The sequence below is a fragment of the Geminocystis herdmanii PCC 6308 genome (assembly GCF_000332235.1).
In the GTDB taxonomy this organism is placed as follows: Bacteria; Cyanobacteriota; Cyanobacteriia; order Cyanobacteriales; family Cyanobacteriaceae; genus Geminocystis; species Geminocystis herdmanii.
Window position 1 is genome coordinate 2,833,053 of sequence record NZ_CM001775.1, and the last position, 22,617, is coordinate 2,855,669.

The 22,617-nt window shown below is 35.9% G+C and carries 20 protein-coding genes; 10 read left to right on the forward strand and 10 right to left on the reverse strand.

Features of this window, described 5'->3' with window-relative positions; all coding sequences use genetic code 11:
• Positions 1-173: 173 nt before the first annotated feature.
• The 3 genes from SYN6308_RS14105 to menC all read right to left on the reverse strand — a co-directional run bounded on the left by SYN6308_RS14105 (position 174) and on the right by menC (position 3,575).
• Complete coding sequence (locus SYN6308_RS14105) at positions 174-1,223, reverse strand: DNA cytosine methyltransferase (protein WP_017295101.1); 1,050 nt, start codon at positions 1,221-1,223, stop codon at positions 174-176.
• Complete coding sequence (locus SYN6308_RS22530; RefSeq protein ID WP_017295102.1) at positions 1,213-2,322, reverse strand: hypothetical protein; 1,110 nt, start codon at positions 2,320-2,322, stop codon at positions 1,213-1,215. The genes SYN6308_RS14105 and SYN6308_RS22530 overlap by 11 nt, the downstream gene beginning before the upstream one ends.
• A gap of 68 nt (positions 2,323-2,390) precedes the next feature.
• Positions 2,391-3,575: an o-succinylbenzoate synthase gene (menC, locus tag SYN6308_RS14115; RefSeq protein ID WP_017295103.1), complete on the reverse strand. Its 1,185-nt coding sequence runs from the start codon at positions 3,573-3,575 to the stop codon at positions 2,391-2,393.
• A gap of 140 nt (positions 3,576-3,715) precedes the next feature.
• Between menC and SYN6308_RS22535 the strand changes: the two genes are divergently transcribed.
• The 6 genes from SYN6308_RS22535 to SYN6308_RS14145 all read left to right on the forward strand — a co-directional run bounded on the left by SYN6308_RS22535 (position 3,716) and on the right by SYN6308_RS14145 (position 10,003).
• Positions 3,716-6,067, forward strand: a complete 2,352-nt coding sequence (locus tag SYN6308_RS22535) for a heavy metal translocating P-type ATPase (protein ID WP_052312606.1) — start codon at positions 3,716-3,718, stop codon at positions 6,065-6,067.
• A 142-nt stretch (positions 6,068-6,209) separates the two neighbouring features.
• A complete protein-coding gene (locus SYN6308_RS14125; RefSeq protein ID WP_026102081.1) occupies positions 6,210-7,085 on the forward strand; it encodes an alpha/beta fold hydrolase in 876 nt (291 codons plus the stop codon).
• Positions 7,086-7,174: 89 nt separating this feature from the next.
• Positions 7,175-7,795, forward strand: a complete 621-nt coding sequence (hisH, locus tag SYN6308_RS14130) for an imidazole glycerol phosphate synthase subunit HisH (protein ID WP_017295106.1) — start codon at positions 7,175-7,177, stop codon at positions 7,793-7,795.
• A 101-nt stretch (positions 7,796-7,896) separates the two neighbouring features.
• Positions 7,897-8,667 (forward strand): nickel pincer cofactor biosynthesis protein LarB, encoded by a 771-nt coding sequence (gene larB / locus SYN6308_RS14135; protein ID WP_017295107.1) that lies wholly within the window; start codon positions 7,897-7,899, stop codon positions 8,665-8,667.
• A 106-nt stretch (positions 8,668-8,773) separates the two neighbouring features.
• Positions 8,774-9,388 (forward strand): DedA family protein, encoded by a 615-nt coding sequence (locus SYN6308_RS14140; protein WP_017295108.1) that lies wholly within the window; start codon positions 8,774-8,776, stop codon positions 9,386-9,388.
• 15 nt (positions 9,389-9,403) lie between these two features.
• Positions 9,404-10,003: a WcaF family extracellular polysaccharide biosynthesis acetyltransferase gene (locus SYN6308_RS14145; protein ID WP_017295109.1), complete on the forward strand. Its 600-nt coding sequence runs from the start codon at positions 9,404-9,406 to the stop codon at positions 10,001-10,003.
• Positions 10,004-10,225: 222 nt separating this feature from the next.
• On the opposite strand, the gene SYN6308_RS14150 is transcribed toward SYN6308_RS14145, so the two are convergent.
• Positions 10,226-13,471 (reverse strand): efflux RND transporter permease subunit, encoded by a 3,246-nt coding sequence (locus SYN6308_RS14150; RefSeq protein ID WP_026102082.1) that lies wholly within the window; start codon positions 13,469-13,471, stop codon positions 10,226-10,228.
• Positions 13,472-13,712: 241 nt separating this feature from the next.
• Here SYN6308_RS14150 and SYN6308_RS14155 point away from each other — a divergent pair, with 241 nt between their 5' ends.
• The gene (locus tag SYN6308_RS14155; protein ID WP_017295111.1) at positions 13,713-14,279 is read left to right on the forward strand and encodes a Uma2 family endonuclease; all 567 of its coding nucleotides are present in this window, start codon (positions 13,713-13,715) and stop codon (positions 14,277-14,279) included.
• A gap of 377 nt (positions 14,280-14,656) precedes the next feature.
• On the opposite strand, the gene SYN6308_RS14160 is transcribed toward SYN6308_RS14155, so the two are convergent.
• The 3 genes from SYN6308_RS14160 to SYN6308_RS14170 form a co-directional block, all read right to left on the reverse strand.
• The gene (locus SYN6308_RS14160; RefSeq protein WP_017295112.1) at positions 14,657-15,166 is read right to left on the reverse strand and encodes a TolB family protein; all 510 of its coding nucleotides are present in this window, start codon (positions 15,164-15,166) and stop codon (positions 14,657-14,659) included.
• Positions 15,167-15,347: 181 nt separating this feature from the next.
• Positions 15,348-19,589: a Calx-beta domain-containing protein gene (locus SYN6308_RS25570; protein ID WP_017295113.1), complete on the reverse strand. Its 4,242-nt coding sequence runs from the start codon at positions 19,587-19,589 to the stop codon at positions 15,348-15,350.
• 391 nt (positions 19,590-19,980) lie between these two features.
• Positions 19,981-20,925, reverse strand: coding sequence for a hypothetical protein (locus SYN6308_RS14170; protein WP_017295114.1), 945 nt, complete (start codon positions 20,923-20,925; stop codon positions 19,981-19,983).
• A gap of 272 nt (positions 20,926-21,197) precedes the next feature.
• Here SYN6308_RS14170 and SYN6308_RS14175 point away from each other — a divergent pair, with 272 nt between their 5' ends.
• Together SYN6308_RS14175 and SYN6308_RS14180 are read left to right on the forward strand one after the other, a co-directional pair.
• Positions 21,198-21,407 (forward strand): DUF6888 family protein, encoded by a 210-nt coding sequence (locus SYN6308_RS14175; RefSeq protein WP_026102084.1) that lies wholly within the window; start codon positions 21,198-21,200, stop codon positions 21,405-21,407.
• A 4-nt stretch (positions 21,408-21,411) separates the two neighbouring features.
• Entirely contained in the window at positions 21,412-21,591 is a 180-nt protein-coding gene (locus SYN6308_RS14180) for a DUF6887 family protein (protein WP_237741219.1), read from the forward strand.
• Between the two features lie 104 nt (positions 21,592-21,695).
• Here SYN6308_RS14180 and SYN6308_RS24930 read toward each other — a convergent pair whose 3' ends face one another.
• From SYN6308_RS24930 to SYN6308_RS24935, 3 genes are read right to left on the reverse strand one after another with little or no spacing between them, the layout of a single operon-like run.
• Entirely contained in the window at positions 21,696-21,848 is a 153-nt protein-coding gene (locus SYN6308_RS24930) for a hypothetical protein (RefSeq protein ID WP_017295117.1), read from the reverse strand.
• Complete coding sequence (locus tag SYN6308_RS14190) at positions 21,829-22,041, reverse strand: hypothetical protein (RefSeq protein ID WP_017295118.1); 213 nt, start codon at positions 22,039-22,041, stop codon at positions 21,829-21,831. The genes SYN6308_RS24930 and SYN6308_RS14190 overlap by 20 nt, the downstream gene beginning before the upstream one ends.
• A gap of 17 nt (positions 22,042-22,058) precedes the next feature.
• Positions 22,059-22,229, reverse strand: a complete 171-nt coding sequence (locus SYN6308_RS24935) for a hypothetical protein (RefSeq protein WP_158412758.1) — start codon at positions 22,227-22,229, stop codon at positions 22,059-22,061.
• A 180-nt stretch (positions 22,230-22,409) separates the two neighbouring features.
• On the opposite strand from SYN6308_RS24935, the gene SYN6308_RS22550 reads away from it, so the two are divergent.
• On the forward strand, positions 22,410-22,617 hold a 208-nt coding region (locus SYN6308_RS22550; RefSeq protein WP_040466876.1), incomplete at its 3' end, for an MBL fold metallo-hydrolase.

The following is a 22,617-nucleotide window of genomic DNA, read 5'->3' on the forward strand; positions in this document are numbered from 1 at the left end:
CTTAAAATAACTTAATATTTTACTATATCATTACTTACTGGTAAAGTTTTTATTGATTATTGATGAAGGTTAGAAACGGGTATTTGTATTTTATGATGTTATGCACACAACAAAATATACTAAGTACCTTTTTAATATATATTAAGTTTTAGAGCTATAAATCAAGTTATATTTTAATGACATAATAAACCTAAATCTAACAAAGACATTTGTTTTGGAGATAGTGGATATTTGATGATAAAATTAGGATTAAAAAATTGTTCTTTAATTTGTATAGCAATTTCTTGAACCATAGGAATAACGATCGAATTACCTACTCGATTATAAAGTTTTGCTCTACTACCAATTAACTTAAAATCATCAGGAAAACCCATTAAACGATAACATTCTCTTAAGGTTAATTTCCTTACTTTTTCATGGTGTAAAATATAATATCTTCCTGCGGATTCTTGAGAAGATAATGTGGGATGAGTGCCTTGGGAGGAGTAAATTCGATTAGGTTGTTTATGCACTCTTGATAAATGTTTCGTATCAGGGCGAATACCATTAACTCTAATATTTTTATTAAGATAACCAGCAAAAATTAACCCTGACATTTGTTGTTTAGGATTTTCAATTAAGGTATATTCATCTTCTTTTAAATATTCAAATTCTTTGTTCTCATCTTCTAAAATATCTTCTAATTTTCTAGTTTTAACTTTCTTTAATTTACTAAAATCAAACTCTATATCACCTAAACAACCTACAATAATAGTCCTTTCTCTATTCTGAGGTACACCAAAATCGATAGCATTTAATAAACTCCAATTAGTTGTGTAACCCAGATTATTTAAAGTAGTTAAAATTGTGTTTAAAGTCTTACCTCGATCGTGATTTTTAAAGTGTTTCACATTTTCTAAAACTACTACTTTTGGTTGATAATATTCAAGAATTTTAGCAATATCAAAAAATAAAGTACCCCTAATATCATTAAACCCCTTTTTTTCTCCTGCAATACTAAAAGGTTGACAAGGAAAACCAGCTAATAAAATATCAAAAGAAGGAATACTTTTTAGACTTATTTCTCTAATATCTCCCGAAGGGAAATCACCAAAGTTAGTATAGTACATTTCCTGAGCATGGGAGTCAATTTCAGAACTAAATACACATTCAAAACCCGCTTTTTCAAAACCTAATCTAAATCCGCCAATTCCTGCAAATAAATCTATAAATTTATAAGTCATTTTCTAATACCTCTATCAACTCATTCCATTTCTGTTTATGTATTGTTTTTAACTCAGTATCATTCATTATTAATTGAGAATAAATATTAATAAATTGTTCTAAATTAGAAATTAATCTCAAATAATATTTTAATGAAGGAATTACCCCGTTAACAACGATTTGACAACCATGATTTTTTTTGACTCGATTTATAATATCATTAATACTATCATCCTCATCTTTTTTTATAGCTGAGTAAGAAAATATATAATATCTTTCAGGGTTATATTTAATTATTTTTTCCTCAGAAATTCTTAGAATATTAGTATCAATAGCTTTATCTAATTTTATTTCTAAAACTTCAAATAATTTACCTTCTTTAAAAATCTCAATATCTCCTGCACTTTTTGAACTTTTATCAGAAGCGGTATGATTTCCTAATGACTTAATTTGAGAGTTATTATATCTAGCAATTTCATTTATAAGTATTTGATAAATAGCATAAAAAGCTAATACTGGTAATTTAGAACCTCCAAAAATACTATAATTAAAAGAAAATTGATTATTTAATATATATATAATTTTAGATATAGTTAGCTTATCTGGATTATTTAAAGGTTGAATAATAACTTTATTTTGTTTTTGAAGATTCATTATTTGCTTGAATAATTCTACTAATATATATTTAGGATTAATTTTTTTAACTTCTATGTCATGAATTAGCTCTAAAAATGCTTTTTTAACTTCTTTATTTGCTATTTTCCCCTTATAATCTAAAGTATAAGGATTAGGTTGTTCTAATGAACGAGTTAACCAACCACTTTCAGCCATTGAAGGCAAACCCAATTCTTTCAAAGTAGGAGTAATGTATTGTGTATCAATTGTTCTTCCTGAAAAACCATTTTTAATTTGTGTTTGATGATTTCTAATATCTTGTTGTGGATGTAAAATTTTATAAATAGATAAAGTAACTAAAACAGTATAAACACCTTTTTGATTAAAACTTTTTTCTGCAATAATTGTAATATTGTTTAAAATATTGTTATCAATTTTTGATGTATAATCTTTTTCTTTAAGAGCATCATTATAAATAGATATTAGTAAATTTTTATAACTCATTTTGATTACTTTATAGATTGTTACAGATATTATTTTATTAAAAATTTGACGTTTTAAAAGAATAAATCCTACTTTATTGTAAATTTTGAAATCATTTTTTCATCCACTTCTACACCAATCCCCACATTTTGAGGCACATTAATAGTAGAATCTTGAGGATTTAATTCTATAGGGGAGGTGATTATATCTTCTCGAAAATAGCGATTAGTGGCAGAAATATCCGCAGGTAAGAGGAAATTAGGTAAACTAGCTAGATGTAGATTTGTCGCCCTTCCGATGCCAGATTCTAGCATACCGCCACACCATAATTTTATCCCCGCTTGTTGGCATAAGTGATGAATTTCTAAAGCGTTAGTTATACCGCCAACTCTGGATACTTTTAAATTGATGACTTGGGCAGATTTAAGTTCGATCGACAATCGAGTATCATGGACAGAGTTGATACTTTCATCGAGACAGATGGGGGTATTAATACGACTTTGTAGATAACGATGATCTAATAAGTCATCATAAGCCAAAGGTTGCTCAATCATGATCAAATTTAAGTCATCGAGTTTTTGAAACAACGGCAAATCATCAAGGGTAAAAGCAGAATTAGCATCCGCCATTAACATTAAATCAGGATATTTTTTTCTGACGGCTTGTAAAGGTTGTAATGCCCAATCAGGGGAGATTTTTAGCTTGATTCGTTGATAACCTTGATTGACGAAATCTTCAACCTTTGCTAACAACAAATCTATATCTTGAGTCAAAGAAACACTCACCCCAACCTTAACTTTATCCCTTGTATTGCTTAACGAGAAATTGTGAGAATCAACTATCAAACTTTGCGTCTTTGCGTCTTTGCGTGAAATATTATCATAACTATTAAATAAAAACTGAGAAAAAAATGTAGATAAAGAGACATTTTCAGCCTTAGCAAACACATCCCAAACAGCACAATCTAAAGCTGATTTTGCCATATTATGCCCTCTCACAAAAGCGAATAAATCTCTAATTTCGGTAGGAGAGTTAATGGTTTTTCCTAAGAGTTTTGGTATTAAGAAATCTTGTAAAATATGTTTAGCAGTTTCGATCGTCTCATAGGTATAATAAGGTTGAGTAAAAACTGGACATTCTCCCCAACCTGTTAAGCCTTCACTTTTTACTGCAACAATTAAGCAAGTATGATTAAGCAACTCTCCATTACTAAATTTAAAGGGAGAAATAAAAGGCATGGATAAGTTATATAATTCTATATTTTCTATTTTCATTAAATTAATTGATAAAATAAGGATTGAATAATATTCAACCCCTAGGATAAAGGGATAAAATATCTTTTCTGGAAAAGTCTAACTCCTAATTCTTAATTCTCCATTCTCCATTCTCCATTCTTCATTCTTCATTCTTCATAATGGTTTCTCCTAGCTTCACCTCCCCAAACATAAAAATTACTGATACAATCACCATCGATGTTACAGGCATGAAATGCGCTGGATGCGTCAAAGCCGTTGAAAGACAAATCACCCAACAACAAGGCATTATCTCCGCTAATGTTAATCTAATTACTTCCGTGGCTTTAATTGAGTATGAAAGCTCGATCGTACAACCAGAAACCTTAGCCCAAAAATTAACGGCGGTGGGTTTTCCCTCTCAAGTGAGGGTAATGGATGACGATTTAGAGAATCCTCAAGAGAAAATTCAAGAAAAACGCAGATTAGAGCAGAAAATACAACAATATCAGTTAATTAGTGCTATTTTTTTACTGATATTTTCTTCTATCGGACATTTACATCATTTAGGCTTTCACTCCTTACACTGGTTAACAAATATTTGGTTTCATTGGGGTTTAGCTACCGCCAGTTTATTGATTCCGGGGAGAGAAATTTTACTCAATGGTTGGCAAGGATTATGGCAAAAAAAACCCAATATGAATAGTCTAGTGGGATTGGGAACGACTTTTGCTTATATTGCCAGTTGCGTGGCTTTGCTTTATCCTTCTTTGGGGTGGGAGTGTTTTTTTGATGAGCCTGTTATGCTACTGGGTTTTATTTTTCTCGGTAGGGTGTTAGAATCAAGAGCGAGAAGTCGTGCCATTGAGTCTTTAGAAAGTTTACTGAGTTTACGTCCTCAATTTGCCCGTTTAGTTGGTAAAATGAACTCAAATCAAGATCAAGGTTTAGAAATTCCTGCTAGACAAGTTAAACCCGAAGAATGGGTGAGAGTGTTATCGGGGGAGCAGTTTCCTGTAGATGGTATCATCATGGAGGGAGAAACTACTGTTGATGAGTCTTTGTTAACGGGAGAATCGTTGCCAGTATTTAAGCAAAAAGGAGATAAGGTTTCCGCAGGTACAATTAATAATGGTGATGTGGTAATCTTGGAGGCGGTGAATACGGGGAAAAATACCGCCTTGAGTCAAATTATCGCTACGGTAGAAAATGCTCAAACTCGTAAAGCGCCCGTGCAAAAATTGGCGGATACGGTATCAGGTTACTTTACTTATACCATTATCTCGATCGCACTGTTAGTGTTTAGTTTCTGGTACTTTTGGGGAACACAAATTTGGTCAAATCTTCTGGTAGAATTAGACACCAGTCGCACTATCCTCAGTTTAAAGTTAGCCATTGATGTTTTAGTTATAGCTTGTCCTTGCGCTTTAGGGTTAGCCACTCCCACAGCAATTTTAGTTGGCACGACTACGGGCGCTGAAAATGGATTATTAATTAAAGGGGGTGATGTGCTAGAACAAGTTAAGAATCTAAGTTTGATCGTATTCGATAAAACTGGTACACTAACTCAAGGATACCCCCAAGTGGAAAATGTTGTGACTTTTAGTCAACATTCCGACAAGGAAATTTTACAGATAGCCTCCAGCTTGGAAATTTCTGCTAATCATCCCCTCGCCAAAGCTATCGTTAACCACGCCCAAAATTTATCCCTTGAGATTTTGCCCATGGAATCCGTGGCAAATCAAGCAGGAAAAGGGGTTAAGGGGAAATTCGGCGGTGATTGGTTTTATCTTGGTAATCGATCGTGGCTACGGGAAAATTCGCTCGAACTTAACTCTACAATTATCATTCAAAGTGAGCAATGGGCAAGGGAGGGTAAAACTGTTGTTTATTTGGGCAAAAATAGCGATTTAATCGGATTAATTACCCTTTCAGACCAAATTAGACCTGATGCAGAAAGTACCGTTAAAACCCTACAAAACATGGGCTTAGACGTAATTATGATGAGTGGAGATCAAGCCTTGACAACTCAATATATAGCGGAAAAACTAGGCATTAAAACTTATTATGGTGCTTTGACACCCTCGCAAAAAAGTGATTTAATTAGTAAGCTACAACAACAGTCAAAAAATATTGTGGCTATGGTGGGAGATGGCATCAATGATGCACCAGCCATGACTACTGCACAGTTTTCCATCGCCCTGAATCAAGGCTCAGAAATTGCCATCAAAACCGCAGGAATTGTCTTAACTACGGGGAAATTAAAAGACGTGGTGACAGCCATTAATTTAAGTAAACTAACCCTAAGAAAAATTCAACAGAATCTGTTTTGGGCATTGAGTTATAACCTCATGGCAATACCCTTAGCTAGTGGTTTTTTATTACCGAAGTATCAAATTTTGTTAAATCCTGCCACGGCTGGAGCATTAATGGCACTAAGTTCGATTATTGTGGTGACAAATTCTTTACTCTTAAAGTATCAATTTCACCAGAGACAAAATTTTTCAACAACCTGCCTCAAAAAATACTCGTAAAGAATCACAACGCAAATGTCAAGAAATTTGACTGATAGCACTGAGTTGTTAACAGACCATAGACAAAGTGACTGGAGTCTATATAATTAATGAAAGAGAAATAATTAATTAGTACTGAGTTTCGATCGAACATTAATGGATGATGGTTAACTACAAACATTGGCAATGGCAAGGCTTTAATATCGGTTATCGCAGTGAGGGAGAAAAAGGAGAAGCAATAGTATTTATTCACGGATTTGGGGCGAATAGTGGACATTGGCGACATAATATGCCTTTTTTTGCTAAAAATTATCGTTGTTATGCCTTAGACTTAATCGGTTTTGGCGCATCCGATAAACCAACACCCAATAATCCTTTATCCTATACTTTTGAAACTTGGTCACAACAAGTGGCGGATTTTTGTCGAGAAGTCATCAAAACCCCTGTTTATTTAGTGGGTAATTCCATCGGTTGTGTGGTGATAATGCAAATGGCGGTAGATAATCCAGATTTAGTATTAGGTATTACTGCCCTTAACTGTTCATTACGATTATTGCACGATCGAAAACGACAAAATCTCCCTTGGATTAAAAATTATGGTGCAACGGTGATGCAAAAAGTATTAACAAACCCTACCATTGGCAACTTTTTTTATCAACAAATAGCCAAACCCAAGGTAATTAAAAACTTGTTATCTCAAGCCTATCAACGAAAAGAAGCTATCACCGATGAATTAATCGACTTAATCTATCAACCTTCCCAAGACAAAGGCGCATCCGAAGTCTTTTTAGCCTTCACCGCTTATTCTCAAGGCGCTTTACCCGAAGACTTGTTACCTATGTTATCTTGCCCTGTAACTTTTTTATGGGGTACAAATGATCCATGGGAATCGATCGAACTAGGGAGAGAATTAGCCAATTATCCCTGTGTGAAAGACTTTATCGAATTGGAAGGATTAGGGCATTGTCCTCAAGATGAAGCACCAGATATTGTTAACGCCATTTTAGCCAAAACCTTGTTAATAGTGCATAGTGAATAGTTGACAGGATTCCTCATTCCTCATTTCTGATTCCTCATTTCTCACTCCTCATTCCTCATTCCTCATTCCTCATTATTCATTATTCATTTATGTCTATTATTGCCGTTATTGATTACGATATGGGAAATTTGCACTCTGCCTGTAAAGGTTTAGAAAAAGCGGGTGCAACTACCAAAATCACTGATTCCGCTCAAGAAATTGCTCAAGCAGATGCGATCGTACTACCCGGGGTTGGTTCATTTGATCCAGCCATCGAACATTTACAAGAAAGAGATTTAATTTACCCCATACAACAGGCGGTGAAAAGCGGAAAACCGTTTCTAGGTATCTGTTTAGGATTACAAATTTTATTTGAATCATCGGAAGAAGGCAAAAAGGAGGGTTTAGGTATTATCAAAGGTAGGGTAAAACGCTTTAAATCTGAGGCAAATTTAACAATTCCTCACATGGGTTGGAATACCCTTAATTTGACGCAAAATCAACATCCTTTATGGAAAAATCTCCCCCCTAATCCCTATCTCTACTTCGTACACTCTTATTATGTTGAGCCTAACGACAAAAATGTTATTGCCTCTCAAGTCACTCACGGCACACAAACAGTTACAGCTTCTATAGCTCAAGATAACCTCATGGCGGTACAATTTCACCCCGAAAAATCATCCGATTATGGGTTACAAATCCTCACTAACTTCGTTGAATTAACTAAATAGTGAATCCCGACTACCCTCGATAACCATAGTGAATAATCAATAGTGGATGGTTGTTAATTCCTAATTCTTAATTCTGCATTCTTAATTCTTAATTTTTTTTTATGGTCGATCGAACTTATTTAGAAAAGATATTATTAGAAATAGCCCAAGGGAAATTATCCCCAAAAGAAGGCATCGAAAAATTAAAATACTTAGATTTTGAACCTATCGGAGATTTTGCTAAGATAGATCATCATCGACAACTACGCACGGGATTTCCCGAAGTGATTTGGAGTCAAGGTAAAACCACCGAACAAATGATCCAAATTATGCAAGTAATGCGCACTCAATCCCCTATTGTCATGGCTACTCGTTTAGAACCAGACATAGCAGAAATACTACAAGCTCAAGTACCTGATTTAAGATACTATCCTCTGGCAAAAATTGCCGCTATTGGGCAAAATTCCGTTAAATATCGGGGTAAAATCTCGATCGTGACGGCGGGTACTGCGGACTTACCCGTAGCGGAAGAATCAGCTATAACAGCAGAATTATGCGGTTTTGAAGTGGTAAGATTATGGGATGTGGGAGTGGCAGGAATCCATCGTCTTCTCAGTCATAGTCATTTAATCGCCGAAGCGGATGTCTTGATTGTGGTAGCTGGAATGGAGGGAGCATTACCTAGTGTAGTAGCTGGTTTAGCCAGTTGCCCCGTAATTGCTGTACCTACAAGTATCGGTTATGGTGCTAGTTTTGGTGGTTTATCGGCTTTGTTAACTATGCTTAATTCCTGTGCTACGGGCATCGGGGTTGTTAACATAGATAATGGTTTTGGTGGGGCGATGTTGGCAGGGCAAATTTTGCGATTAGCGAATAAATTCTCTCAATGTTAACAATAGCTTTTCTCAGATTGCTTCGTACTTCGCAATGACACAATGCCGTAATTGTTGTGTGAGTTTTATTAAATTTAATGATCATTAATCAGGAAATATCTGTTTCATGGAGTTTTTTTCACTCGAACAAATTCAAGAATTAGCTCGTCACTATGGATACTGGGCGGTATTTGCAGGTATTGCGATCGAAAATACTGGCATACCGATTCCGGGAGAAACTATTACCATTGTGGGAGGGTTTTTAGCAGGTAGTGGAGAATTAAAGTATTGGTTAGTTTTAGTAACCGCCATTGCTGGGGCAGTAATCGGGGATAATTGCGGTTATTGGTTAGGAAGAATTGGGGGGTGGAAACTGTTATTGAAACTATCTCGTTTCTTCCGTCTTCCCGATGAAGAAGTATTAAAAGCAAAAACTAAGTTTCTGGAAAATGCTCCTCAAGCAGTATTTTTTGGGCGCTTTATCACATTATTACGGATTTTTGCAGGTCCGATCGCCGGAATTGTAGAAATGCCCTATTTTAAATTTTTATTCTATAACTTTATGGGAGCAACGGTATGGGGAGTTATTATCGTCACTTTGTCTTATTTTGTCGGTAAAATGATCCCTTTAGAAGAATTAATTCATCTTATTGCTCAATTTGGTATTGTCGCCCTATTAGTTATGGTAGGATGGATTGTTATTTCTCTGGTGGTGAAATCCTATCAAAAAAATCCTAGTTAAGTTAACAACTTTACCATGAATGATAATTTATCAGAATCAGAACCGATAATGGATAATCCCCCTTGGATAGATTTAAGTCAATATAACTCCAAGTTCGATCGAGGTAAACCCCAGTGGATGATATTTTTATGGTGGTTAATAGAAGGAGTTATTTTCCCCTTAACACCCCATAATTTAAACGGTTTTCGATCGAGCTTATTAAGACTATTTGGAGCTAAAATTGGTAAAGGGGTAGTAATTCGCCCTACCGTCAAAATTTATTTTCCTTGGAAAGTAGAAATTGGAGACTATAGTTGGGTAGGAGATCAAGTATATCTTTATAGTTTAGATTATATTAAAATCGGTTGTCATACTGTCATCTCTCAAAAAAGCTATCTTTGTACAGGTAGTCATAATTTTGACGATGTCAAATTTCCCTTAATTACCAACCCCATCACCATCGGTAACGGAGTTTGGATTGCGACGGACTGTTTTATCGCTCCTGATGTTAAAATTGGTGCAAATACTCTTATCGGTGCTAGAAGTAGCGTATTTAAAAGCATATCATCAGAATCGATCGCTTGGGGAAATCCTTGTAAACCCCGTCAGTCTCGTAACTTTTCAGAAATAAATTAAAAACTATAAAAATTAAGGATTAAGGCATATTACATTAACCAAAAAGTGCGCAGTTTTAGCAATTTTTACTCAAAAACTTAGCATTTTTCACTTATTTTTTTAGAACCAGTTTGTTTATGTATATATTGCACAAAACCTCAAAGCCTTGATTCTTAATTATTTAACCTAAAACCTAAAACCTGACACCTAGTCTTTATCAAAAGACTATGAGGCAACCCCTAATTACTTATTTGCTACCACTTCCTTAACCTCTGCTTCGATCGAACTCTTAACTGTATTTTCATGAAATATGATTGATCGAGTTCTCAAAGTGAAAGGCTCATGGAGTAATACATAAAGACAGGGAATTAAGAATAGAGTCAAGATGGTTGCTAGAGATAACCCCGAAAAAACCACAATGCCCAAAGGTTGCAAAAACTCGCCTCCCTCTCCCACTCCTAAGGCTAAAGGAAACATCCCTAAAACTGTAGTAATCGTTGTCATGAAAATTGGGCGTAATCTTTGGGATGATGCTTGTACGATCGAAATATAACGACTAGGGATTTTGATGTCTGGGTTTTGTTGTTGTTTCTCATAGATTTGGTTAGCTAACTCCACCATAACAATGGCATTATTTACCACAATCCCAATGAGTAAAACCGCGCCCACAATTACCGTTGCGCCAATAGGGGTTTCCGTGACGTATAACCCGATAATTCCTCCTGATAAAGCAAGAGGTAAGGTAAACATGATCACTAAAGGATCAATTAAAGAGTTATACTGAACAGCCATAACTACAAAAACGAGGAAACCTGCCAAAGCTCCTAAAATTGGTAAACTACCTTGTAAATTAGCGTTACTTTCCGCCGCACTACTAGGTAAAATGCGGATGCCTTCGGGTAAATCAATGTCATCTAAAATCCCTTGCACTTCTGCTAAAGCGTTTCCTAAAGATGCCCCTTCTGCTAAACTTCCAGCGATGAGAAATACTTGTCTTTGATTAATTCTTTGGATTTGCGATGGTGCGACACCTTTACCAATAGAAGCTACATCCCCTAATCGAATCAAGCGATTATCGTTAGTAAATAAGGGTACATCTAACAAAGCATCGACATTTTTGACGAGGTTAGAATCTAATTGTACTCGAATATCGATGAGTCGATCGCCCCTTTGCAATTGAGAGACAACTAAACCACTAATGGTTGTTTGTAACGAATCAGTAATATCAGTGATATTGAGGTTTAAGTCAGCTAATCTTTGTAAATCAGGAATGATAGTGACTTCTGGTTGAGAAGCATCGGCATCAGGGCGAAATCTGACTAATTGGGCTTTGTCATCTAATACTCTTAATACTTGTCTGCCTGTTTCTTCTAATAGTTGTTGATTATTACCTTGTAAAATGACATCGACATCGGCACGAATAGGAGAATTACTCAAGAATAAACCCCGAATAGTACCAGCATTTAATCGTAAACGAATATTAACTAAGTTGAGTTTGTCTAACTCTTGAGTGAGGTTAGCGATATAGTCATCAACATTTGTGCCTGATTTGAGGGTGATGTTACTTGTACCTCGTAAGACATTTTCTGAAGTGGTAGTGCCAAATAATCCACCTCCAGAAGTGGTAAAAGCATATTGTGTTTGAGGATGGTTTAAGATTACCCCGTCAACTAACCCCATAACTTTTTGATTAGTGGCTAAAGTGGTACTGGGGGGAAACTGCACATTTAAGTTAACTTGCCCTGTGTTGATGGTGGGTAAAATCTCTTGGGGTAATTGTTGAGCTAGGCTTAAACTGGTGCTTCCTAAGAAGAAAAATAAACTGATAATTACTACCCAACGAATTTTGATCAAAAAACCTAAAATTACGCTATAAAGATTATTACCCGCATTAAAAGCCTTGTTAAACCATGAAATGATGAAAAAATGTCGAATACGACTAGAAAATTTGATAGCTAAAAGTCTTGATGTGAGCATGGGTACGATCGTTAATGCTACCACGATCGAAGCACCAACGGCAAAGCTAATGGTTAACACCAACTCATTAAACAACAGAGAAATAAAACCCCCTATCATCAAAAAGGGTAACACTGCCACTAAGTTAGTGCTGGTGGAAGCAATTAACGCCGATTCTACTTCCGATGAACTTTCGATCGATTGAGAAATAATTTGACGGCGAAAAATTCCCTTATCTGGATGAGGATCATGAATGAATTTTTCTGTACCCTCTACTATAGTTTCTAACATCACGATCGAGTTGTCAACAACGATACCAACCCCTAAAGCCAAGCCTCCCAAACTGAAAACATTGAGAGTTAAGCCAAACATTTTCATCATAATTACCGCCGCTAAAGTAGCCATGGGAATAGAGATAACGATAATGATAGTTTGACGAATCGAACCTAAAAAGAATAATACCGCAATACCTGCTAATCCTGTGCCGATTAACCCCGAAGTAATTACATTATTGATGGCATTGTTAATAAAAATGGACTCATCAAGGGTAGGCAATATTGTTATATCATTAGGAATAGTATTAGCCTTTTTTAACTCCTCAATTTTTGCCTTAACTAAGTCCACTACTTCGATCGTATTTGCATCAGGTTGTTTTTGCACACTGACTTTTACCGCAGGAGTACCATTAAGGTAAACAAAAACACGTTGTTCTTGCGCACCATCAATAATATCCGCAAATTCCGTTAAATAAACCCTTCCTGCAGGAGTGGCAAAAGACAAATTATTCAAATCCTGAGCGCTTTTAAACCTACCTACAACCCTTGTTAAAGGCTCATTATTTTCACCCTTTAAGCGCCCTCCTGTTATATCTTGATTGGCATCTCTTACATCGTCTAAGACATCATTTAAACTCAATCCCAAAGCCTGTAACCGTTGTAAATCTATTTGCACTCTAACTTCTTCTTCCACCCCCCCAGACACATTAACGGAAGCGACACCGGGGATAACAGTTAACTCTCTGGCTAACTCCTCATCAGTAAACACCCTTAAATCCAAAACATTCCTTATATCAGAAGTAACCGCAAACTCATATACTGGTAGTTGAGAAGGCTCAAATTTAAAAATGCGAGGGCTTTCCAAATTATCTGGTAATCTACCCCTAGCACGGTTAAAAGAAGCTGTAGCATCATTTAAGGCTTGATCAATATTACCACCAACTCGGAAAAATAAATCTAAACTAATTTGATTTTCTGAGGTTTGAGAATAGACTAACTCAACTCCTTCCGTTGCCGAAAAAGCCTCCTCTAAAGGGCGAGTAATTTCTTCTACGGCAATTTCAGGAGTAATACCATCGGTGCTTACCCTTAACCCAATACGGGGATAAGTGATAGACGGCAATAAATCCACTTGAATTGTAGAAATGAAAAAGATACCGACTACCATCACTGCAAGGGTTAACATAATCGTTGCAATGTGACGGCGAATAGATAAACCCGTGATACTAAATTTTTGATTTGATGATGAAGATTCCATTGCCATTAGCTTAATCTATCTTTAAATTTAGCCCTAGACTAACATATAGCCATCCTATTTGAGTTGTGTAAATTATCTTGTTGTCAAAGGGGAAGAATCAAAAAGGGGAAGTATCTTGGATATTTTTTCTAATAATTAATTAATTTTTTACAACTCATTGAGGATTGATATATCTTATTATTAAATAAAGTATAAATCTCGATCGTGATTAATATATAAACTTAGAACAGGAATTATTAATATGGTTCAATTATTAACAAAAACTTATTCTTTTGAAGAATATTTAACTTACCATGACGGTACTGATAACAAATATGAATTATTCAATGGAGAATTAAAACTTATGCCTACTGCTAGTGGTTTTCATGCCTTAATTTTGCATTTTATTTTTAAAATATTGGAACAACAAATAGACAAGTTAAAACAAGATTGGAAGGTAATGCCGGGGACAGTAGGTGTAAGAACAGCTTATAATAAATCGAGGATTCCAGACTTAGTAATTTTATCAGCAAATCAATGTCAAGAAGTTCGTGAAATGAAAACGGCAGTTATCGAAAATTCTCCTTTATTAGTGATAGAAATTGTTAGTCCAAATAATGGTGAAGATGACTATCGTTATAAACGCTCTGAGTATGCCGTCAGAGAAATTCCTGAGTATTGGATTATTGATCCAATATTAGAAAAAGTGTCGATTTTATTGTTAGTTTCTGGTTTTTATGAAGTAACTGAATTTCAAGGAGAAGAAACTCTTAAATCTGCTCTTTTTCCTGATTTAAACTTAACTGTAAAACAAATTTTTTCTGTTTAATTAGGGTTTGCTGAATAAATCAGGCTCTTCTACAATAGTTATGATAAATTATTAGTTAAAATAGGGAAAAGGGAAGAGGAAAGAGGGAAGAGAAAATTGTATTTTAAGTTTATTAAAAATTAGAAAATGTCAGAAATAAGAGATTATAAAGACTTAATAATTTGGCAAAAAGGTATTGAAATTGCTGAAAAATGCTATCACCTCATACATTAATGAAAAGTAGCTATAGTTAAATTATACTTTTTGAAAATTTAGAGTAAAAATGTTTTTTTGGTAAATATAAGATACAAAGCTAAGTATTGTTAATTAGCTCAATCATGTTCTATAACTCAAAGTTAAAAATACTAAGAATTAACAATCATCTCCCCAACTCCCCATTATTTATTTAGGGGATTGCCTCGAATATCTGTTACCACAATATCCCATTGTCCATTATTTGCCACCTCAAAAGTGATTTTTTCCCCGTTACTGCTAATCATGGGGTTACGGATTTCTCTCGTTTCTTGGGTAATTAAAGGGCGTTTTTGTTGAGTAGTACGATCGTACAAATAAAGCCCCGATTTTCCCTGACTTGCCACAGCAAACACTAAATATCTGCCATCTTCAGAAATAGAAGGATTTAAGGCAACTTCATTAATGGCATTTAAACCGGGTAAGTCGATAAGTCGCCGATTTTTAGCATCAAATAAATAGACATCTTGAGAGCCATTTCGATCGGACACAAACGTAATATATTCTCCTGCAACATGGGGATTTAATTCCGATGAACGACTATTAAAACTTCTAGTATTATCTGAAAAAGGAAAAGTTAGCAGTCGAGGATAATTGCTACAACTACTTAAAAAAAACGTTAACAACAGTGGATAAGCAAAATCAAATATTTTCACCGAGAAAGAGTTTAGAGATTAAACATCAACCATTATTATAAGGGTGAACGAAATTTTGGGTGGGGGTATTTTGACTTTGGATTAAAGTAATGAGTAATGAGTAATGTTAAATCTAATCATAAAAAAGTAGCTATATTTCAAACTACTTTTTTTCACTAAAGATACCTCAAAGGCAAGATGTTTAAATCACGACAATATCGGCATTAGTCATGGCTAAACCAGTATTTAAAGTGGCAATTTGCACCGCCGAAGTTGCACCGCTACCGTCCACATCAAAGAATAAACCACCGTTACTGTTATTGTAGAAGAAACGATGAGCGGAAGTAGTAGCAGATGAGCCAATAGTAAACTGAGTTGATAGTAATGTACCAACCGCTAAACCACCGCCAAAACCGCTACGGCTGACTAAAATCGTGTCATCCGCTACGTTAAAGTCAGTAATTCGATCGAGCCCTTCAGAGGTAGAATTAAAGCGGTAAGAATCTAAACCAGTGCCACCAGTAAGAGTATCATTACCAGCACCACCAATAAGAGTATCATTACCGTTACCACCGTTGAGGCGATTATTGCCACTATTTCCTGTAATGCTGTTGTTTAATCCATTACCCGTACCGTTTCTGTTTGCTGTACCTTCTAAGATAAGATGTTCGACATGATTAGGTAAAGTATAGGTAATTGTCGATCGAACTGTATCTGTACCCTGATTGGCATTTTCGATAACTCGATCGCCCGTGTTATCCACATAGTAGGTGTCGTTACCAATACCTCCTATCATCCTGTCTGCACCGATGCCACCGTTGAGGGTATCATTACCACCACCACCGTTAAGGGTATCATTACCGTTACCACCGTTGAGGCGATTATTGCCACTATTTCCTGTAATGCTGTTGTTTAATCCATTACCCGTACCGTTTCTGTTTGCTGTACCTTCTAAGATAAGATGTTCGACATGATTAGGTAAAGTATAGGTGATAGTCGATCGAACTGTATCTGTACCTTGATTGGCATTTTCGATAACTCGATCGCCCGTATTGTCCACATAGTAGGTATCATTACCTAATCCCCCTACCATCGTATCAGCACCCGTGCCACCATTTAGGGTATCATTACCATCGCCACCGTTAAGACGATTGTTACCACTGTTACCTGTAATGCGGTTGTTTAAGCTATTACCCGTACCGTTAATATTAGCTGTACCTTCTAAGATTAGATGTTCGACATGATTAGGTAAAGTATAGGTAATTGTCGATCGAACGGTGTCTGTACCCTGATTAACATTTTCGATGACTCGATCTCTCGTGTTATCCACATAGTAGGTATCGTTGCCTAATCCCCCTACCATAGTGTCAGCACCCGTGCCACCATTTAGGGTATCATTACCATTCCGACCATCGAGAATATTATTCCCACTGTTACCCGTAATTAGATTGCTTGAGTTATTACCAGTACCATTGATAGAATTCGTACCAATTAAAGCTAGATTTTCAACAGTTGGAGGTAAAGTACGAGTGATGAGAGTTGTTAATGTGTCTGTAATGGCTACTTGACCAATATTCATCACGGGATCAATCAAGGCATTAACAGGATTTGAGAGGGTAACAAGGAAAAATTCATCCTCCTCACTGAGATTATCGTCAAGAATTGGAATATTAACCGTCGTGGATGTACTATTAGCGGGGATGGTTAATGTCCCCGTCTGACTGGTATAGTCACTACCTTCTGTTGCATTAATTGGACTTGTGGCATAGTCAAAAGTAGTTGGTAAGTGGCTAGGATAATTGAGGCTGATAATAAGTGTAGCCTCAGATTGTTGTCCTTCGATCACAACCGCATTATTAATGGATAGTACCTTTGGGTCATCATTGATAATTCTTCCTACCACACGAGTAGTTCTACCCAAAGTATAACCAGTACCACTAGCTAAAGTTACAATTACAGTTTCGTCTGGTTCAACTATGGTATCGGCTGTAGGGTCTATAGTTAAAGTTGCGGTGCTTAAACCAGCACCAAAGGTAATAGTCTTACCACTTCCCGGAGTCGCACCTGTATAGTCACTACTATCGGCAGTACCACCAATACTATAATTAACCGTTAAGGTATTCGCAAGATTACCTGTACGAGTGAAGGTATAAACCAAATTGTCTGTGCCATCTTCCGTAACACTAGGAGTATTTACTCTCAAGGAAACAGAAGGAGGAGTTGTGTTCCCAAAGTTAATATTATCAACAGTTTGACCACCACCGACTACCACTGTATGGAAACTATTATTCGGAAAAGTTTGAATGAACCCTGTCGGGACTACTTCCCTGACAGTATAAGTACCGGGGGTTAAGTTGCTAAAGCGATAAGTACCAGTTTCATCAATATCAGGAGTGTTTGGGTCATCTGTGGCAGTGACTTGTGTTGGTTCATTCCTATCTAAAATTCCATTGTTATTCAAATCAAGGTAAATGGTGACACCTGCTAAACCGGGTTCTTTAAAACCTTGGGTACTTCCTCCTAAACCATCGAATACAGCGAACAATTCATCTGTACTTGTAAAGATGGAGGCATTGGGGTTAATTACTTGTAACTGACTTAAAGAAGCATCGCTTCCTACTCCAAAGGCTGATAGTTTCACATTAGCATTTCGCAAAGCAAGAACTTCATCGGTATAACTTCCACCAGTATTATTTTCACCATCAGAAATAAAGATCACATTACCGTTACCCCCAGTAGTTCCTATGGTATTGAAAGTGTTAATAGTATTCTGTAAAGCGGCCTCAAAATTAGTAGCTCCCGAAGCCCGAAGGGAACGTAAAACTTCTTCCACATCTTTAATACCATTATTATTACGATCTCGGTTGGGATTAGTCGTTAATTGAATTCCCGTAGTAACAAAGTCCATATCCAGTTGCCTTGCACTACTTTCAAAGGTTACAATACTGACTCTGGCATTATTTAATCCTTTTTGTACTAATCGATTATTTAAGGCAATAAATGCGGCTATTTCCGCATCTAAGCGAGTATTGGAATGACCGTCATTATTGACATCTCCCACTGGTAATCCTCGAAACAGACTAGACGCACTACCAGATACGTCAATAACGAAAACAATATCGGGAGGATTTCCTTGGATTAAGTCTTCCCGAAGTCCATTACCGTTAATATCGTTCCATTTAATTCCTTTAATAGTTCCAGGACCATCATCATCAATAATAGTTCCTATCGCCTGAGTTGTTGCCCCTAGGTCATAACCGGTACCATTGGTTAAAGTTAATATCACAGTTTCGTCGGGTTCAATGGTAGTATCAGCAGTCGGAATAATTTGTAAAACGGCGGTACTGGCTCCGGGTGCAAAAGTAATTGCTTTACCGTTCCCTCGTGTAGCACCAGTATAATCATTATTATTGGCTGTACCAGTAATATTATAGTTAACGGTGAGGGCATTGGTTAGCGAACCAGTACGGGTAAAGGTATAAAGGAGATTAGTTGTACCATCTTCTAATACACTAGAGGGTGATACAGAAAGAGTTATTGTCGGTATTTGTTGATTAAGATTAAGAACAATATTTCCCGTATTCGAACTCCACCCATCAACGGCTATTTGATAAGTGGTACCTGGGGTGGGCGAAAAAATAACTTGACTTGCGTTTCCAATCCCAGAATCATCATCTCTAGCAACAAGGGTTAAGCCATTAATAGTATTTCCCGTAAATACCGATAAATAAGTGTCGAAATTGCTACCATTGGTATTGATAGTTACTGGTTGTGATGATGTTGCTGTCCAACTCCACCATACTGAATTAATTGTTCCCGATTGAGTTGGTTCTCCCGTTTCCCCTGTCGCTCCGACATTATTACCCGTTACTGTGATGTTATTGCCCGTTAAAACAATGCTGTTGATAAAGTTGTCATTAGAAGCAGACATTTCAAGGGCTATTTCTATACCATCGATCGTTATGATGGCGTGATCATTTTCTTGTTGAATTCGAGACAATTGCTCATCACTCAAATTAACTCCTCGCACGAGTGCAGAGAATAATTCTCCTTCATCACCAGGGGTGTCTATATAGTTAATCTGAGCATCGATAAAATGACCAATTTCTTCTATCAGCACGTCCCGAATGGCTGTAATAGATTTTGACTCAATCAACGAAGATGATAAATAAATGGTGTTGGTGGTGGCGCTATAACCTCCTTGAGCGTTGTTGAGGATGGTGGGTGGGTGGATTTGGATTGGGGGGAGGTTGCTGAAGTCTTGGTTACGCCATAGGGAGAAGATGTTATAGGCTTCGGTGGGGTTGTAGTTTTCTCCAAAGGCGGTGGTGAGGATGGTGGGGAGTTCGGAATTAAAAGAAGCGTTTAGGAGGAGGTTTTGGGCTTCGCTAAGGGCTTGGGTGAGTTTGTTCATGGCAGGGTATAAATATGTTGGATCAAACATTTACATACATAAACTTAACACCCTTTCGATCAATCGGACTACCCTAAGGGATAAAGATCACGAAATCGTAACAATTTGTTTTATTTGTTTACATTGATACGTCCCTAAATCCCCAATACTGGGGACTTCAATTTATTAATTCATTCATTCTCCCCCAAAGTTGGGGGCAGGGGGGAAGTTTGATCGAGTTTAGAGGGAGTTCGATCGAGTTTTGGGATTGCTTCGTGCCTCGCAATGACGGATAAGAGAGTTCGATCGTGTTTAGAAGGAGGTTCGATCGAGGTTATAGGGTTCGATCGATTTTAGAGATTGCTTCGTTACCTCGCAATGACAGGATAGAGGAGTTTGATCGTCAAAGGTTGAGCAGTTTGATCGAACTTTAAAATTTGCATTAACGATTAATTAACTGCTCAAATTCTTCCAAAGATTTAACACTAATTGTCGATAAATGTAACTGTTTTAAGAAAGCTAAATCATCAATTTTTTTGAGGGAATCTTCTATACTTTTTGGTACAGAATTAAACCGTAGTTTAAGTAAATCAAGAATATCTTGTTCACGAGTTTCTTTCGCTCCTTTTTTTTCACCTCTTGCTAAAGCACGTTTTTCAATATTAGTTAATAAGGGCATTTTTCTTTCCTCCTGAAATTGTGTTAATTTATCTTCAAATTTTAGTTGTAAATCTTCTGATAATGTCATCATTAAATCAATGACTTTGTATAAATCGACTATTTCTTTTCTGTTGTAACCTTTTTCGTAAAGTAAACGGGATAGATTCCATTTCCATTGTTCCCTTTCTGATAAATTACTGGTAGTGGCTTTCGTTTTTATATGTGCCATCACTACGATCGCAAATAGATTGTTACTTTGCTCTAATTCCTCCCATGAATAATCTTGTAATTTAATAATCGAAAAGTCTAGTTTTAATTTACTTTTTCCTAACCCATATTCATAAGAATTAGGTCGCCATTTTTTACTGTCATCTCCTAGTATAGCTAAACTAATTACTGGTTTATTATACAGGTCAAAAGCTCGATAATTATAAATAAACATTCTTTGGGGAAATTGCTTATCATACTGACTTTGCACCTCAATATGGATTAATAACCACACTTCTTGATTATTTAATAACCAAACCTGAAATAGTTTATCGGCATGACGAGTTTCTGTTTCAGCAGAGGCTGTGATTTGTTCTAATTCTTTATCCAAAGGTATTGGTGTTTTTTCCCAATTAATTTGACTATGAATATCGGGATAAAAAAAGATTAAAAAAGACTCAAAATAATCTCCTATAATCTCTTTCCATGATTCATCATAATTTGCTGTTATTTCTGACATTTAAGCAAAGTTTTTAGATTTTCCTAATTGTAACTCTAATTTTTAGCTTTTTGTCAAGGAGTAAAGAGATTGCTTTGTGCCTCGCCATGAGGAGGGTTCGATCGCGCAGCACCGCTTTTAGCGATCAATTTTGGAGATTGCTTCGTACCTCGCAATGACAGGATAGGGGAAGTTCGGGCGCGCAGCGTGCCTTTGGCATCGATTTTGGGGAGGTTTGATCGACTGTGGGATATGCTATAAATGTAAGGATAAGTTAAAATTGGGGAGGATAATTGTTAACAGTAGAACAGGCATTAAGTTGTGTACGGGTTTGTCAAATGTTATCAAATCTGTACCAAGCTATTTATTTGTTTCGCTATGACTCAAAATATAAAACAGTTTTTATATTAGCGAAAAATCAAAACGATATTGATGAAGAATTACAAATCATTATTTTTGCTAACGGTATTTGGAGATTTATTGATGATGAAACAAGATTATGAAAATATGACAAGAAAACAGATCAAAGAATACTTACTATCTCATAGACAAGATGAGGAAGCATGGTCTGTTTTTATGGAAAAACTCGGTAATTTGAACGAAAATCAGGGATATTCTCCTGATTTGTCCGCAGAGGAAATGGAACAAATTTTTCAATCAAAGTTAAATCAAAAAATACCTCATTAATTATTTTTGTGCGATCGCGCAGTGCCACTTCGTGATCAAGATTCAGATTATAGGTGAGGTTCGATCGAGGTTATAGGATTGTAGGGGAGGGTTCGATCGATATTTTAGTTTTTAATATCTAATTCGGTAAAAGGGATAATACTTTTTTCTTCAATAGAAATTATTAATTGTCTAAGCTGACTTTGTATTTGACTAACATCATCACCAGTAGTTTTCTGTAGAAATTTTAGTGCGTGTTTACGAAACTTTACCACCATTTTTTACCCAGTCTGTCATATCTATTAATTCATCTTGCTCATAATCTGTTGGTTTTCCAAATTCGGCTTCTATTTCATTTTGTTCGTCTTGACTAACATAGGGAATGAGATTATTGCATAACAGTAATTTTTCTTCCCTTAAAACTTCTCGTAAACTTTCTTTAATCAATAATTTCAATTCTTTAGTTTTCATTTTTGATCAATAATCAATTAAATTAAATTTTTAGGAGTAATTATCGTATCATTTTGATTATAAGTTATTTTTCTTAATTTGATCCGATTAACAGCGATCGAGTTTAGGGGAGTTCGATCGCGCAGCGCCGCTTTTAGCGATCGATTTTTGAGGTTGTAGAGGAAGGTTCGATCGTCTTTATCCATCATGAGACATCTCCAATAATTTAAGTAGAGACGTAAAATTTTGCGTCTTTACATAGTTTCAGGCATCAAAAATTTAATTTCTCCCAGAAGTCTTTTAGATCTACTTTCGCTTATTTTAATATTGTCAATTATATAACCATAGAGTAAGATGATTATATAATCAAAAATCAAAAAGTAATAAAAATGTTATTTCGTCAACTTTTCGATCGAGACACTTGGACTTATACTTATCTTATCGCTGATACAGATAGCAAAGAAGCCGTATTAGTTGATCCTGTGTTAGAACAAGTAGAAAGAGATTTACAATTAATTGGTGAGTTAGGTTTAACCTTAAAGTATTGTTTAGAAACCCATGTTCACGCAGATCACATAACAGGTACAGGAAAATTAA